Annotated in this window: 15 protein-coding genes; 4 read left to right on the forward strand and 11 right to left on the reverse strand. The window is 74.8% G+C overall.

Annotated elements, in window-relative coordinates; genetic code table 11:
• The coding region (locus CS2_RS15045) for a DUF4439 domain-containing protein (RefSeq protein WP_156442159.1) at positions 1-236 on the forward strand (236 nt) is incomplete at its 5' end.
• A 93-nt stretch (positions 237-329) separates the two neighbouring features.
• On the opposite strand, the gene CS2_RS15050 is transcribed toward CS2_RS15045, so the two are convergent.
• A complete protein-coding gene (locus CS2_RS15050) occupies positions 330-2,123 on the reverse strand; it encodes a proline--tRNA ligase (RefSeq protein ID WP_070320603.1) in 1,794 nt (597 codons plus the stop codon).
• 108 nt (positions 2,124-2,231) lie between these two features.
• On the opposite strand from CS2_RS15050, the gene CS2_RS15055 reads away from it, so the two are divergent.
• Both CS2_RS15055 and CS2_RS15060 read left to right on the forward strand, forming a co-directional pair.
• Positions 2,232-3,122, forward strand: coding sequence for an Fpg/Nei family DNA glycosylase (locus CS2_RS15055; protein WP_070320604.1), 891 nt, complete (start codon positions 2,232-2,234; stop codon positions 3,120-3,122).
• A 91-nt stretch (positions 3,123-3,213) separates the two neighbouring features.
• Positions 3,214-3,687: a hypothetical protein gene (locus tag CS2_RS15060; RefSeq protein WP_156442160.1), complete on the forward strand. Its 474-nt coding sequence runs from the start codon at positions 3,214-3,216 to the stop codon at positions 3,685-3,687.
• On the opposite strand, the gene CS2_RS15065 is transcribed toward CS2_RS15060, so the two are convergent.
• The 3 genes from CS2_RS15065 to CS2_RS15075 all read right to left on the reverse strand — a co-directional run bounded on the left by CS2_RS15065 (position 3,666) and on the right by CS2_RS15075 (position 7,243).
• Positions 3,666-4,565 carry a GNAT family N-acetyltransferase gene (locus CS2_RS15065; RefSeq protein WP_046530453.1) on the reverse strand — a complete coding sequence of 300 codons (900 nt, stop codon included), beginning with the start codon at positions 4,563-4,565 and terminating at the stop codon, positions 3,666-3,668. The genes CS2_RS15060 and CS2_RS15065 overlap by 22 nt on opposite strands.
• An 82-nt stretch (positions 4,566-4,647) precedes the next feature.
• Positions 4,648-5,784, reverse strand: a complete 1,137-nt coding sequence (gene ispG, locus CS2_RS15070) for a flavodoxin-dependent (E)-4-hydroxy-3-methylbut-2-enyl-diphosphate synthase (RefSeq protein WP_174524314.1) — start codon at positions 5,782-5,784, stop codon at positions 4,648-4,650.
• Between the two features lie 145 nt (positions 5,785-5,929).
• Positions 5,930-7,243, reverse strand: coding sequence for a M50 family metallopeptidase (locus CS2_RS15075; RefSeq protein ID WP_046528113.1), 1,314 nt, complete (start codon positions 7,241-7,243; stop codon positions 5,930-5,932).
• Between the two features lie 252 nt (positions 7,244-7,495).
• Here CS2_RS15075 and CS2_RS15080 point away from each other — a divergent pair, with 252 nt between their 5' ends.
• Positions 7,496-8,821, forward strand: a complete 1,326-nt coding sequence (locus CS2_RS15080; protein WP_070320606.1) for an NAD(P)/FAD-dependent oxidoreductase — start codon at positions 7,496-7,498, stop codon at positions 8,819-8,821.
• Between the two features lie 36 nt (positions 8,822-8,857).
• On the opposite strand, the gene dxr is transcribed toward CS2_RS15080, so the two are convergent.
• From dxr to tsf, 7 genes are all read right to left on the reverse strand, one after another.
• The gene (gene dxr, locus CS2_RS15085) at positions 8,858-10,012 is read right to left on the reverse strand and encodes a 1-deoxy-D-xylulose-5-phosphate reductoisomerase (RefSeq protein ID WP_070320609.1); all 1,155 of its coding nucleotides are present in this window, start codon (positions 10,010-10,012) and stop codon (positions 8,858-8,860) included.
• Between the two features lie 32 nt (positions 10,013-10,044).
• Positions 10,045-10,599 carry a DivIVA domain-containing protein gene (locus CS2_RS15090; protein WP_046528110.1) on the reverse strand — a complete coding sequence of 185 codons (555 nt, stop codon included), beginning with the start codon at positions 10,597-10,599 and terminating at the stop codon, positions 10,045-10,047.
• A complete protein-coding gene (rlmN, locus tag CS2_RS15095) occupies positions 10,596-11,726 on the reverse strand; it encodes a dual-specificity RNA methyltransferase RlmN (RefSeq protein ID WP_046528109.1) in 1,131 nt (376 codons plus the stop codon). Before rlmN ends, CS2_RS15090 begins: the two co-directional genes overlap by 4 nt.
• A gap of 32 nt (positions 11,727-11,758) precedes the next feature.
• Complete coding sequence (locus CS2_RS15100) at positions 11,759-12,601, reverse strand: phosphatidate cytidylyltransferase (RefSeq protein WP_070320607.1); 843 nt, start codon at positions 12,599-12,601, stop codon at positions 11,759-11,761.
• Positions 12,601-13,158: a ribosome recycling factor gene (frr, locus tag CS2_RS15105; RefSeq protein ID WP_046528107.1), complete on the reverse strand. Its 558-nt coding sequence runs from the start codon at positions 13,156-13,158 to the stop codon at positions 12,601-12,603. Before frr ends, CS2_RS15100 begins: the two co-directional genes overlap by 1 nt.
• 60 nt (positions 13,159-13,218) lie before the next feature.
• Positions 13,219-13,977, reverse strand: a complete 759-nt coding sequence (gene pyrH, locus CS2_RS15110) for a UMP kinase (protein WP_046528106.1) — start codon at positions 13,975-13,977, stop codon at positions 13,219-13,221.
• A gap of 138 nt (positions 13,978-14,115) precedes the next feature.
• Entirely contained in the window at positions 14,116-14,961 is an 846-nt protein-coding gene (gene tsf / locus CS2_RS15115) for a translation elongation factor Ts (RefSeq protein WP_070320608.1), read from the reverse strand.
• Positions 14,962-15,205 lie beyond the last annotated feature (244 nt).

A 15,205-nucleotide genomic window follows, 5' to 3' on the forward strand; every position in this document is an offset into this window, starting at 1 on the left:
CCGCCTACGCGCTGCCCGCGGCGCTCGACGACCCGGCGGTCGCCGACGCGCTGCCCCGCACGCTCGAGCAGGCCGTCGCAGACGCGTGCGCCGCGGCCGTCGCGACGGCGGCGCCCGGCGCGCGCGGCGACGCGCTCACCTGCCTGCGCGAGGCGACGAGCGCGGCGACGGCCGCGGGTGCGGCGGTCGTGCCGTTCCCCGGCATGGCCGAGCTCGCGACGGCGCCCGTCGGCTGACGGACCCGCCGAACGCACCCGGCGCGCGGTCACGACGACGCCGAGGGGCACCCGCTCGACGCGGGCACCCCTCGTGCGGTGACGGTGCCGGGCTCAGCCGGCGAGCAGCTCGTCCACGAGCTCGGCGACCCGGTCGGCGGCGGTGCCCACCGGCACCTGCTCCGCCGTGCCGCCCGCCCGCGGGCGGACCTCGACGACGCCGTCGGCCAGGCCACGGCCGACCACGACCACGAGCGGCACGCCGAGCAGCTCCGCGTCGGCGAACTTGACGCCCGGCGAGACCTTGGGGCGGTCGTCGTAGAGCACCTCGACGCCGCGCGCGGCGAGCGTCTCGGCGAGCGACGACGCGGCCTCGAACACGGCCTCGTCCTTGCCGGTCGCGACGACGTGCACGTGCGCGGGCGCGACGTCGGCCGGCCACGCGAGGCCGCGCTCGTCGTGGTTCGCCTCGGCGAGCGCCGCGAGCACGCGCGTGACGCCGATGCCGTACGACCCCATGGTGACGACCTGCGACTTGCCGTTCTGGTCGAGCACCGTGAGGCCGAGCGCCTCGGCGTACTTGCGCCCGAGCTGGAAGATGTGGCCGATCTCGATGCCCCGTGCGAGCTCGAGCGGACCCGACCCGTCGGGCGCCGGGTCGCCCGCGCGGACCTCGGCGGCCTCGACTGTGCCGTCGGCCGTGAAGTCGCGGCCGGCGACGAGGTCGAACACGTGGCGGCCGGCGGCGTCGGCGCCGGTGATCCACCGCGTGCCGGGCACGACGCGCGGGTCGAGCAGGTACCGCACGGCCGTGCGCTCGGCGCCCTCGGCGACGGGCACGTTCGGGCCGAGCGCGCGCGGGCCGATGTAGCCGCGGACGAGCTCGGGGTGCGCCGCGAAGTCGGCGTCCCCGGCGGGCTCGACCTCGGCGGGTGCGACGGCGGCCTCGAGTCGCTTGAGGTCGACCTCGCGGTCGCCGGGCAGGCCGACGACGAGCAGCTCACGCTCGCCCGTGGGGTGCACGAGCGCCAGCACGACGTTCTTGAGCGTGTCAGCGGCGGTCCAGGCGCGGTCGGGGCGCGGGAACCGCTCGTTCGCGAGCGCGACGAGCGAGTCGATCGTGGGCGTGTCCGGCGTGTCCTCGACGTGCGCGGCGGGCGTGTCGGACCAGTCGAGCGCGTCCGGGACGACGGTCGTCACGGCCTCGACGTTCGCGGCGTACCCGCCGGGAGAGCGCACGAACGTGTCCTCGCCGATGGCCGTCGGCGTGAGGAACTCCTCCGACCGCGAGCCGCCCATCGCGCCCGACGTGGCCGCGACGATGACGTACTCGAGCCCGAGCCGCTCGAAGATCCGCTGGTACGCGCCCCGCTGCGCCTCGTAGGACGCGGCCAGGCCGGCGTCGTCGACGTCGAACGAGTACGCGTCCTTCATGACGAACTCGCGCCCGCGGATGAGACCGGCGCGCGGACGTGCCTCGTCGCGGTACTTCGTCTGGATCTGGTAGAGCGCGAGGGGCAGGTCCTTGTACGACGAGTACAGGTCCTTGACCAGGAGCGTGAACATCTCCTCGTGCGTCGGCGCGAGCAGGTAGTCGCCGCCGCGCCGGTCCTTGAGCCGGAAGATGTTCGGGCCGTACTCCTCCCAGCGTCCCGTCGCCTCGTACGGCTCCTTGGGCAGCAGCGCCGGGAAGTGCACCTCCTGCGCGCCGATCGCCGCCATCTCCTCGCGGACGACCTGCTCGACCTTCGCGAGCACGCGCAGGCCCAGCGGGAGCCAGGTGTAGATGCCGGGGGCGGCGCGGCGGATGTACCCCGCGCGCACGAGCAGCTTGTGGCTGGCCACCTCGGCGTCGGCGGGGTCCTCACGCAGCGTGCGGACGAACAGCGTGGACATGCGCAGGAGCATGCCCAGGAGCCTAGTGCGCCGCGCCGCCGCCGCACGCACGCGCCGACCGCTGCCCGCCCCCCGCCTGGCCCCTGTCCGTGGCGGCCGCGTCGGTGGGAGGATGCCCGGGTGCCGGAGCTGCCCGAGGTGGAGGCGCTCGCGCAGTACCTGCGTGAGCGCACGGTGGGACGCGTCGTGACGCGTGTCGAGGTCGCCGCGATCAGCGCGCTCAAGACGTTCCGGCCCGCGCCGGCCGCGGTGCGCGACGGCACCGTGACGGGCGTGCAGCGCCACGGCAAGTGGCTCGACCTCGCGGTGGCCACCCCTGCGGACGGCGAGCTGCACCTCGTGTGGCACCTCGCGCGCGCGGGCTGGCTGCGCTGGTACGACGCGCTGCCCGAGCGCCCCGCACGGCCGGGCAAGTCGCCGATCGCGCTGCGCGTCGGGTTCGACGACGGCGCGGGCTTCGACCTGACGGAGGCCGGGACGCGCAAGCGGGTGGCGGTGCACGTCGTCGCCGACCCGCGCGACGTGCCGCCGATCGCGACGCTCGGCGTCGAGCCGTTGTCCGACGCGTTCACGCGCGAGCGGCTGGCCGAGCTGCTCGCGGCGCGCAACCAGCAGGTCAAGGGTCTGCTGCGCGACCAGGGGACCATCGCCGGCATCGGCAACGCCTACTCCGACGAGATCCTGCTGGTGGCACGCACGAGCCCGTTCGCGCCGACCCGGTCGTACGACGCGGCCCGCACCGCGACGCTCCACGACGCGATCCGCTCCGTCCTCACCGAGGCGGTCACGACGGCGTCGGGCCGCCCTGCGGCCGAGCTCAAGGACGCCAAGCGGCGCGGGATGCGCGTGCACGGCCGCACGGGCGAGCCGTGCCCGGGGTGGGACGGGACGCCGTGCGGCGACACCGTGCACGAGGTGTCGTTCGCGGACTCCTCGCTGCAGTACTGCCCCACGTGCCAGACGGGCGGCAAGCCGTTGGCGGACCGGCGCATGTCGCGCCTCCTGCGCTGACCCCGCGGCCCGCGGACGCACCCGACGGTCGTCCGCAGCCGGATCACGGAACCGCCACGGCGTCGACGTCCGCGCGGCTAGCGTGGTCGCCGTGAGCACCATCGTGCGCGACCGCGCGCTGCCCGCCCGCTTCGCGGTGGTCGCGGGCGTCACGCTCGCGCTCCTCGTCGTCTCGCAGATCCTCCTGGCGCTGGGTCACGGCGTCGCGGCGTGGGCCCTGCTGCTTCTCACGGGCTTCGTCTCGGCCGGCAGCCACCTGGCCTGGCGTCGTCGCGTCGACGGCGGACCGGTGGGCACGACCGCCGGCGGCGTCGCCCTCGTGGTCGCGCAGGTCGCGCTGTGCGGCGGTGCGTCGCTCCTCGCCCGCTGGCTCGCCGCGGACGCCCTCGCGCTCGCCGTGACCGTCGCCGTGCTCGCCGGTGCGCTCAGCACCGCGCTGCTGCGCTGGTGGCAGCTGCGGCCGGTCACCCTCGATCCCGGCGTCGACCTGCCAACGCCGCTCGGCGCCCCCGAGGGCGCGGCCGGACGCAACGGAGCGAAGCGTCAGAACAGCACGGTCGCGTAGGCACCGACCTCGCGGAACCCGACGGCCTCGTAGGCGCGCACGGCGCGCGTGTTGTAGCCGTTGACGTACAGCGACACGACGGGCGCGACGTCGGCGCGCGTCGCCTCGACGACCGCCGCCATGCCGCCCTCCGAGAGCCGCTCACCGCGTCGCTCGGGCTCCACCCACACGCCCTGCACCTGCGCGACGCCCAGCGCGACCGCGGGCACCTCGGCCTTGAACACGACCCGCGGGCGGCGCCACGTGCCGCGGTCGACGAGCACGAACGAGCGCCCCTCCTCGACGAGCCGGCGCACCCGCACCTCGTACGGGCCGCCGGGGCCGCTGGCGGGCGAGTAGCCGACCTCCTCGGTGAACATCCGCACGCAGGCGGGCAGCACGAGGTCGTACTCGTCGGGCCGGGAGCGGCGCACGCGCGGGTCCGGGGCGACGCGCGGGTCGGTGTCGAGGACCATCGACGGCTGGTGGGCCCGCACCTCGCGCTCGGCCGGCCAGGAGCGACGCAGCCGCGACCAGAGCCCGAGCACGGGCTCGGCGGCCCCCACGATCGACGAGCAGCGTCGGCCGCGTGCGGCACCCAGGTCGGCGAACGCCGTCAGCGCACGCGACACGACGTCGGGGTCGGACGTGCCGAGGACCGGCACGAGGTTCGCGCCGACCCAGCAGACGGCGTGCAGCGCACCGTCCTCGGCGTACCCCCAGAGCTCGCCGCCGGCGCGGCGCACGCCCTGCTCCGCGGCCTGCAGGAGCCTGCTCGAGGCGAGCACCGACGCGACGGGGTCGACCGCGCACACGGCGAGCGCCGCGGGCACGTCGGCGTCCGCGAGCACGACCGCACCGGTCCGCCCGCCGAGCGCCGTCGCACGCGGAGCCACCATGCCCTGATTGTGCACCACGTCACACCCCGGCGCGGCGTCCGGCCCACCGTCGCCGACGGTCACGCGCACGACCCGCGGGTCGTCACCCGACGGTGACGACGGGCGAGCCGTCGCCCGACTCCACCGGGTCCATCGTCTCGGCGAGGCGCATGGCCTCCTCGATGAGCGTCTCGACGATCATCGCCTCGGGCACGGTCTTGATGACCTCGCCCTTGACGAAGATCTGCCCCTTGCCGTTGCCCGACGCCACGCCGAGGTCGGCCTCGCGCGCCTCGCCCGGCCCGTTGACGACGCAGCCCATGACGGCCACGCGCAGCGGCACCTCCATGCCCTCGAGTCCCGCCGTGACCTTCTCCGCGAGCGTGTAGACGTCGACCTGCGCGCGACCGCACGATGGGCAGGACACGATCTCCAGCTTGCGCGGGCGCAGGTTGAGCGACTGCAGGATCTGGATGCCGACCTTGACCTCCTCGACCGGAGGCGCGGACAGCGACACGCGGATGGTGTCGCCGATGCCCTTGCTCAGCAGCGCGCCGAACGCCGTCGCCGACTTGATCGTGCCCTGGAACGCGGGGCCGGCCTCGGTGACGCCGAGGTGCAGTGGCCAGTCGCCGCGCTCGGCGAGCAGCTCGTAGGCCCGGACCATCACCACGGGGTCGTTGTGCTTGACGCTGATCTTGAAGTCGCGGAACCCGTGCTCCTCGAACAGCGACGCCTCCCACACGGCGGACTCGACGAGCGCCTCGGGCGTCGCCTTGCCGTACTTCGCGAGCAGGCGCGGGTCGAGCGAACCGGCGTTGACGCCGATGCGGATCGAGACGCCCGCGTCGGTGGCCGCCTGCGCGATCTCCTTGACCTGGTCGTCGAACTTCCGGATGTTGCCCGGGTTGACGCGCACCGCGGCGCAGCCCGCGTCGATGGCCGCGAACACGTACTTCGGCTGGAAGTGGATGTCCGCGATGACGGGGATCTGGGACTTGCGTGCGATGGCCGGCAGCGCCTCGGCGTCGTCCTGGCTCGGCACCGCGACGCGCACGATGTCGCAGCCCGCGGCCGTGAGCTCCGCGATCTGCTGGAGCGTCCGGTTGACGTCGGTCGTCGGGGTCGTCGTCATCGACTGGACCGAGACGGGGGCGTCACCGCCGACCTCGACCTTGCCGACGCGGATCTTGCGGGACGCGCGCCGCGGGGCCAGCACGGGGACTGGCGCCTGCGGCATGCCGAGGCTGATCGGTGTGCTCACGTGTCCATCATCCCATCCCCCGGGCTCCCGGGCGCTGTCGTGCGGTGCCGTGCGGCAGCACGTGCACGGGGCCGACACGGGACGTCCACGTGGTGCGCCCCGTGCTCGGCGAGGAGCCCGCTCAGCCGAGCCGGACGGGGTTGACGATGTCCAGGTACACGAGCAGCAGCCCGACGCCGCCCAGCAGCACGAACACCGTGTACGCGAGCGGGACCAGCCGCGCCGAGTCGGACGGTCGGGGCCGCGACGCGCCCCGCACGCGGGCGACCTGCCGACGCGCGCCCTCCCACAGCGCGGTCACGACGTGACCGCCGTCCAGCGGCGGCAGCGGCAGCAGGTTGAACACGAACAGCGCGAGGTTGAGCATCGCGAGCGTCGACAGCAGGCCCGCGGCGCGCACCGCGACGGGCTCGGAGTCCATCGACGCGATCTCGCCCGCGAACCGGCCGATGCCGACGGGGCCGACGATCGACGTCTGGTCGCGCTCGCCCCCGGAGACGGTCGTCGAGACGAGGTCGACGATGCGCTGCGGGAGGGTCACGACCACCTTCATGGTCTGCCACGTGCCGTCGGCGGCGACCGCGAACGCCTCCCCCAGCGGCTGGCGCTCGATCTCGTTCGCGGGCGAGATCCCCAGGAAGCCGACCGGCCGCAGGACGGGCTTCCCGGCCGCGTCGGTCACGACGAGACCGTCGTCGTCGACGACGGGACGGTCCGCGACGACCGGTGTCGCGGTCAGCTCGACCTCGCGACCGTCGCGCTCGACGACGATCGGCACGGCACGGTCCGTCGTGTCCCGGATGAGACCGCTGACCTGCGCCCACGAGGACACCGCGACGCCGTCGTAGGACACGATGCGGTCACCCGGCTCGAGGCCCGCCGCCGCGGCCGGCGCGGCCGGGTCGTCGTCGGCGCACGTCGTGCCCGCGGGCGCGTCGGCGGCGACGATGCACTGCGACACGGTCGCGACGGTCGTGCTCGCGGTCGGCACACCGATGCCCACGTAGGCGACGACGAGCAGCACGACCGCGATGAACAGGTTCATCACCGGCCCGCCGAGCATGACGACGAGCTTCTTGGGGGTGGACAGCCGGTAGAACGCGCGGTGGTCCTCACCGGGGTGGATCTCGTCGGCGCTCGCGGCGCGCGCGTCCGCCGCGACGCGCTGGAACCAGTTGCGCGGCTCGCGCGCACCCACGGCGGCGTCGGTGGGGTACATGCCGACGAGGCGGACGTAGCCGCCGAGCGGCAGCGCCTTGACGCCGTACTCGGTCTCGCCGCGCGTGCGCGACCAGAGCGTCGGCCCGAAGCCGACCATGTACTGGCTGACCCGGACGCCGAACCGCTTGGCGGGCACCATGTGCCCCACCTCGTGCAGCGCGATCGACGCGAGCAGCACGACGACGAACACGAGCACCCCGACCAGGGCCTCCACGCGACACCACCTCCCGCGGACCCGGCGGCCCGCCCCTGCGCGCACAGCGTACGTCTGCGCCCACCCATGGTGAGGTCCGGACCTGGACGTCCGCTGGGAAGTCGCCTGGTCGGCGGAGCGGCACCCGCACCTCGGAGGGCGGTCCGGGCGGGCACGCGCGGACCCCGCCTTGTGCCGCGTCCGCAGCCGCGCGACGATCGGCCGCATGACGCCCGAGCCCGCCGCACCCCTCCGCCCCCGCACGTGCGACCGGTGAGGGCGGCGGCCACGCCGCCGTGGGCCGACGTCCGCGACCCGGCCGGCGCCGGACGGGTCGCCGACAGGCACCGGGCGTCGCTGGACGGTGACACGACCGCGGACGTCGTGGTCGTCGGCGCGGGCGCGACGGGTCTCTGGACGGCGTACTACCTGCTCGAGGCCGACCCGGCGATCGACGTGCTCGTCGTCGACGCGTCGACCGTCGGGGAGGGCGCCAGCAGCCGGACCACCGGGTGGTGCGCCGCGCGGTTCCCGGTCGCGACCGAGACGCTCGCGAGCCGCTACGGCGCGGCCGCCGCGCGGGAGCTCCGCGCGGCGCTGCGCGACACGGTGGTCGAGGTGGGAGGCGTGACGGCCGCCGAGGAGATCGCCTGCGACTTCGCGTACGGCGGTCACCTCGTGCTCGCGCGCACCCCCGCGCAGTCCGCACGACTGGCGGAGGCGGTCGCGTCCGCCCGGCGCTGGGACGACGAGGTGGAGCCGCTCGACGCCGACGAGGCCGGCACGCACCTGCGGGCGGCCGGCACGCGCACCGCGGCCTGGACCCCCGACTCCGCGCGGGTGCAGCCGCGCGCGCTCGCCACCGGCCTCGCGCGCGTGGTCGAGCAGCGCGGCGTCCGCGTGGCGGAACGCACGCGCGTGCTGCGGGTGTCGCCCCGTGCAGTCGTGACCGACCAGGGCACCGTGCGCTGCCGGCACGTCGTGCACGCCACCGGCGCGACGCCCCCGGGGGTCCCGGGCACGGGCCGCGCGGGCGCCGCCACCGACGCCGTCGCGATCGCGACCGAGCCGCTCCCGGCCCCGGCGTGGCACGAGCTCGGGCTGGCGCACGGCACGACGTTCTCGGTGGCGTCCCGCCGGGCCGTCCACGGCCACCGCAGCGCGGACGACCGCCTCGTGCTGACCGCACGCGCCGGCGCTCCCGCACCCTCCGGCGCGCACGCGCGCCTGCGCGCCGCCCTCGTGGACCTGTTCCCGTCTCTCGCCACCCGCGCCGTGACGCACGCGTGGCGGTGGCCGCTCGACGTCGCACGCGACGGGTACGCGTCCGTGGGGGTCGACCCGGCGGCGGGGCTGGCGTGGACGCACGGGCACGCCGAGGACGGCACGGCGCTCGCCAACCTCGCCGGCCGCACGCTCGCGGACCTCCTGACGGGCACCAGCAGCGCGCTCACGCGGCTTCCCTGGGTCGGGCACCGGTCCCCCGCGTGGCCGCCGGGACCGGCGGCCACCGCGATGCTGACCGCAGCGGCGTGGCGCGCGGCCTGGTCCGACCGGACCGAGCAACCGGCGTCACGCCCGCGCACGAGCCGGGGATGAGCGGCCGCGACGGGCGACCTCACCGGCGGGCACCGGTCAGCGGACGGCCAGCACCTCGTGCGCGCGGGCGCGCGCCCACCGCTCGGCGTCGAGCACCGCGTCGAGCGTGAGCGCGTCGCGGGGCGTGCCGTCGTGCTCGTCGAGCACCCGGGCGACCGTCGCCACGACCTGACCGAACCCGATGCGCCCGGCGAGGAACGCCGCGACGCCCTCCTCGTTGGCGGCGTTGTACACCGCGGGGTGGGTGGCCGACGCGGCCACGGCAGCCCGCGCGAGCGCGACCGCGGGGAACACGTCCTCGTCGAGCGGCTCGAACGTCCAGGACGTCGCCGCGCTCCAGTCGCACGGCCGGGCCGCTGCCGGCACGCGCTCGGGCCACGCCAGCCCCAGCGCGATCGGCAGCCGCATGTCGGGCGGCGACGCCTGCGCGATCGTCGACCCGTCCACGAACTCGACCATCGAGTGCACGACCGACTGCGGGTGCACCACGACCGCGATGTCCGCGACCGGGACGTCGAACAGCAGGTGGGCCTCGATGAGCTCGAGCCCCTTGTTCATGAGGCTGGCCGAGTTGACGGTCACGACCGGGCCCATCGACCACGTCGGGTGCGCGAGCGCCTGCTCCGGCGTCGCCGCCGCGACCTGCTCGGCGGACCACCCGCGGAACGGGCCGCCCGACGCCGTGAGCACCAGGCGACGGACCTCGCGGGCCGTGCCCGAGCGCAGCGCCTGCGCGATCGCGGAGTGCTCGGAGTCGACCGGGACGACCTGGTCGGGCCGGACGGCGGCGTCGTGCACGAGCGAGCCGCCCACGACGAGGGACTCCTTGTTGGCCAGCGCGAGCGTGCTGCCGGCACGCAGCGCCGCGAGCGTCGGCAGCAGCCCGACCGACCCCGTGATGCCGTTGAGGACCACGTCGGCGCCCGACGCGGCGAGCTCGGCGGCGGCGTCCGGCCCGTCGAGCACGCGCACGCCCGGGAGCGCCTCCCGCACCCTCGCCGCCGCGACGCGGTCCGCGACGGCCACCGCGGGCACGGCGTGCGCGAGCGCCTGCTCGACCAGCAGGTCCACCTGGGCACCGCCCGCCGACAGACCAGTCACGGTGAAGCGGTCGGGGTTCGCCGCCACGATGTCGAGCGCCTGCGTGCCGATCGACCCCGTCGACCCCAGCACGACGACCGTGCGCGTCATCCCGTCACCCCCCGCCGGCCGGCGCGACCCGCTCACTCGACCCCGAGCAGGACCTCGACCGCACGCGCGACGAACGCGTCGACCGGGCCCTCCGCGTAGCCGTTGCGCCCGTTGCGGCGCCGGAACGTCGCCGAGCGCACCTCGGCCGCCGTGAGCGGCGCGCCGGTGTCGAAGTACGCGACCAGCCGGTGGCACAGCTCGTCGACGTCGGCCGGCTCGTAGCCGGGCCGACGCCCCTCGGGCGGCGCGAACCGGTCGCCGTCCGGCCGACCGAGCCGGCCGTAGAGCGTGCGCGCCTGCGTGCCGAGGTGGGCCATCCAGGCGTCCTGGCCGTTGTCGGCCACGAACTGCGCGCGGTGCCGCGCGACGAACGCCGCCTCGAGCCGGTCGAGCGCCGCGTCGACCGCCGCCGTCACGTACCCGCCGCGGACCATGTCGAACGCGACGGTCCGCACGTCGGCACCGGACATCGTGCCGGCGGGACCCTGCTCGTAGACGGCCCGTGCGTGCGAGAAGAACTCGTCGACCTCGTCGGGGTCGTACCCCCGGCGCAGGCCGGACACCGTCCGGAACATCCCGTCGCTCACTCGTCCTCCTCCGCCGCGAGCTGACCGCACGCACCGTCGATGTCGCTGCCACGGGTGTCCCGGATCGTCGTCGGGATGCCGTGCGCACGCAAGCGTGCCACGAACTCCTGCTCGACCCGCGGATCGCTCGCCGTCCAGCGCGAACCCGGCGTCGGGTTCAACGGGATCGGGTTGCAGTGCACCCACCCCGAGCCGCCGCGGGCGAGCAGCTTCTCGCCGAGCAGGTCCGCGCGCCACGCGTGGTCGTTGACGTCGCGGATCAGCGCGTACTCGATCGACACGCGGCGCCCCGTGGCGTCGAAGTACCGGCGCGCCGAGTCGAGCGCCTCGTCGACCGACCAGCGCGTGTTGACCGGCACGAGCTCCGAGCGCAGCTCGTCGTCGGGTGCGTGCAGCGACAGCGCGAGCGTCACGGGGATGCCCTCGCCGGCGAGCTTGTCCATGGCCGGCACGAGCCCCACCGTCGAGACCGTCACGTTCCGCGCCGACATGCCGAAGCCGTCGGGCGCAGGGGCCACGAGCTGCCGCACGGTCGCCATCACCGACTTGTAGTTGGCGAGCGGCTCGCCCATGCCCATGAAGACGACGTTGCTCAACCGGGTCTCGCCACCGGGGACCTCGCCCGCCGCGAGGGCGCGCGCCGCCTCGCGCACCTGCTCGACGATCTCGGCCGTCGACAGGTTGCGCAGCAGCCCCATCTTGCCGGTCGCGCAGAACGAGCACGCGAGGCCGCACCCGGCCTGCGACGACACGCACAGGGTCGTGCGGTTCGCGTACCGCATGAGCACCGACTCGACCTTGGCGCCGTCGAACAGGTGGTACAGCGTCTTGACCGTCGTGCCGTGGTCCGCCGACAGCGTGCGGCTGGTGGTCAGCAGCTGCGGGAACAGGTCGGCCACGAGCACGTCGCGCGACGCCTTCGGCAGGTCGGTCATCGCGGCGGCGTCGGCCGTGAGGTGCGTGAAGTAGTGCGTCGCGAGCTGCTTGGCGCGGAACGGCTTCTCGCCGAGGGCGGCGACGGCGGCGACCCGCTCGTCGGGCGTGAGGTCGACGAAGTGGCGCGGCGGCTTGCCGCGCGCTCCGCGGGTGGGGGCGCTGAGCTGCAGGCGCACGGGCGCGGCGTTCATCGGCGGCGCCTCCTTCCGGTGGGTGGGCGGTGTCAGCCGGCGGCCGGCTGGAGGACCGAGAGCAGGAGCCACACCGTCGGGGCCGTGAGCAGGAGCGAGTCGAGACGGTCGAGCACGCCGCCGTGGCCGGGCAGCAGGCTGCCCATGTCCTTGAGCTCGAGGTCGCGCTTGATCATGGACTCGGCGAGGTCGCCGAGCGTCGCGCTCGCCACGGTGCCGAGGCCGAGGAGCGCCCCGACGAGCGGGTCGCCGTGGAAGACCGTCTGGATGCCGACGACGCCGACGACGCTCGTGAGCACGACGGACCCGACGAGGCCCTCCCAGGACTTCTTGGGGCTCACCGACGGCGCCAGGGGGTGGCGACCGAGCAGCGTGCCGACGACGTAACCACCGGTGTCGCACGCCACGCCCAGCAGGATGAACAGCGCGACACGGGCGGGACCGTCGGGCTCGGCGAGCATCAGCATGACGAAGCCGCCGAGGAACGGCAGGTACGCCGCCGCGAAGGTCGCCGCCGAGGCGTCGCGCAGCGCGGCCTCGCCGCTGCCGTCGAGCACCCGCCACACCACGGCGCCGCCCACCGTCAGCAGGAACGCCACGAAGAGCGCCTCGGTGCCGGCGACGTACGCCGAGACCAGGATCCCCGCCGACCCGACGACGAGCGGCACCAGCGGCAGGTGGATCGAGCGACGCGTGAGCGCCTGCGCGAGCTCCCACATGGCCGCACCCACGGCGACCACCGCGAAGACGGCGAACGCCTCCTTGCGGATGAACAGCGAGGCCGCGACGGCGACGAGCAGCAGGACGCCGACCGTGACGGCGGCCGGGAGGTTCCGGCCCGCCGCGGCCTTGCGCGGGGCAGCGAGCTGAGTCATCAGACCTCGAGCAGCTCGCTCTCCTTGGAGGCGAGCAGCTGGTCCACGAGCTCGACGTGCTTCTTCGTCAGCGCCTCGAGCTCCTTCTCGGCGCGGGCGACCTCGTCCTCGCCGGCCTCGCCGTCCTTCGCGATGCGGTCGAGCTCCTCCTTGGCGCGCCGGCGCACCGACCGCACCGAGATGCGGGCGTCCTCGGCCTTGGACTTGGCGAGCTTGACGAAGTCCTTGCGCCGCTCCGCGGTGAGCGCGGGCAGGACGACGCGCACGACGCTGCCGTCGTTCGTGGGGTTCACGCCGAGGTCGGAGTCGCGCAGGGCCTTCTCGATGGCCGACATCGACGACTTGTCGAACGGCGACACCAGGATCGTGCGCGCCTCGACGACGTTGAACGACGCGAGCTGCTGCAGCGGCGTCGGCGAGCCGTAGTAGTCGACGAAGACCTTGGCGAACATCGCGGCGTTCGCGCGGCCCGTGCGGATGGCGGCGAAGTCCTCCTTCGCGACCTCCACGGCCTTGTCCATCTTCTCCTCGGCCTCGAGGAGTGTGTCGTCGATCACCGGTGCTCCTTCATGTGGTTCGGACGGCGCCGGGCCGTCGTTCGCGTGGGGCGCTGTCGGTCAGCTCGCGGTGACGAGCGTCCCGATCCTCTCACCCGTGAGGGCGCGCGTGACGTTGCCGACCTCCTCGAGCCCGAAGACCCGCATCGGCACGTCGTTGTCGCGGCACAGGCTCAGCGCCGAGGTGTCCATGACGCCGAGCTCGTTGACGATCGCCTCGGTGTACGTCAGGTGGTCGAGCTTGCGGGCGTCGGGGTCGCGCCGCGGGTCGGCGGTGTACACGCCGTCGACGCCGTTCTTGCCCATGAGGACCTCCTGGCAGTGGGTCTCCAGGGCGCGCTGCACGGCGACGGTGTCGGTCGAGAAGTACGGCAGGCCCGCACCGGCGCCGAAGATGACGACGCGGCCCTTCTCGAGGTGGCGGATCGCCCGCAGCGGGATGTAGGGCTCGGCGACCTGGCCCATCGTGATGGCCGTCTGCACGCGCGTGCTGACGCCGGCCTGCTCGAGGAAGTCCTGGAGCGCGAGGCAGTTCATGACCGTGCCGAGCATGCCCATGTAGTCGGCCCGGGCGCGGTCCATGCCGCTGACCTGGAGCTCGACGCCGCGGAAGAAGTTCCCGCCGCCGACGACGATCGCGACCTGGACGCCGTCGCGGACGGCCGCGCCGATCTCCTCGGCGATCCGCCGGACCACGGGCACGGCGAGCCCGACGGCACCCCCGCCGAAGCTCTCGCCCGAGAGCTTGAGCAGCACGCGCCGAGCGGTGGGGGGCTCCCCCGCCGCGGTGTCCTGCGTCGTCGACGGCTGCTGGCTCACGTGTCCTCCACCTGGTTCGAGCGCCGGTCGCGACGCGCTGGCCGCTGGGTCGACGCGGGTCGCCCGGCGGTCCACGGGCGCCCGGTGCGGCGGTGGCCCCGACCCTCGCGGGCCGGGGCCACCGTCGACGTCACGCGGTCAGGCTCCCACGCGGTAGCGGACGAAGCCCGTCACCGTGCCGCCGGCCTCGGCGACGACCTGGCCGACGGTCTTCTTGTTGTCCTTCGCGAAGGCCTGGTCCAGCAGGACGGCCTCCTTGAAGAAGCCGTTGAGGCGGCCCTCGACGATCTTCGCGAGCGCGGCCTCGGGCTTGCCCTCGTTGCGGGCCGTCTCCTCGGCGATGCGACGCTCGTTCTCGACGACGTCCGCGGGGACCTCGTCGCGCGTCAGGTACGACGGCGAGAACGCCGCGATGTGCGTCGCGACGTCGCGCGCCACGGCGGCACCCGCCGCGTCGGTCGCGACGAGGACGCCGACCTGCGGGGGCAGGTCCTTGTTGACCTTGTGCAGGTAGACCTCGACGTGCTCGCCCGCGAGACGCGCGACGCGGCGCACGACGATCTTCTCGCCGAGCGTCGCGGCGGTCTCGTCGACGACGGTCTGGACGGGCGTGCCGTCCGACTCGGCGGCGAGCAGCGCGTCCGCGTCGGCCGCACCCGACTCGACGGCGGCCGCGAGCACGCGGTCGGCGAGCGAGATGAAGGTCTGGTTCTTGGCGACGAAGTCCGTCTCGGAGTTGACCTCGACGAGCACGCCGGTCTGGCCCTCGCCGTCGGCGGTCGGGCCGACGTGCGCCGCGACGAGACCGTCGGAGGCCGCACGTCCCTCGCGCTTGCCCACGCCCTTGAGGCCCTTGACGCGGATGATCTCGAGCGCCTTGTCGGCGTCGCCGCCGGCCTCCTCGAGCGCCTTCTTGACGTCCATCATGCCGGCACCGGTGCGCTCGCGCAGCGCCTTGATGTCGGCCAGCGAGTAGTTCGCCATCAGTTCGATCCGTCCTCGAGTTCTCGTCATGCCGATCGTCCTCGGCATGCCGGGTGCGGCGCGGGGTGTCCCGCGCCGCACCCGTGGGTCGGTGCCCGGCGCCCGTGAGGGCGCCGTGCGTCAGGCCTGCTCGGTGCCCTCGGCGGCCTCGGCGGCGGCCTCGACGGCCGGCGCGGCCTCGGCACCGGGGGTGGCGGCCGACTCGGTCGGCGCGGCCTCGCCCGCGGGGGCCTCGGCGTCGCCG

Origin of the sequence: Cellulomonas iranensis NBRC 101100 = JCM 18110 (genome assembly GCF_001552375.1) — a bacterium.
GTDB lineage: Bacteria > Actinomycetota > Actinomycetes > Actinomycetales > Cellulomonadaceae > Cellulomonas > Cellulomonas iranensis.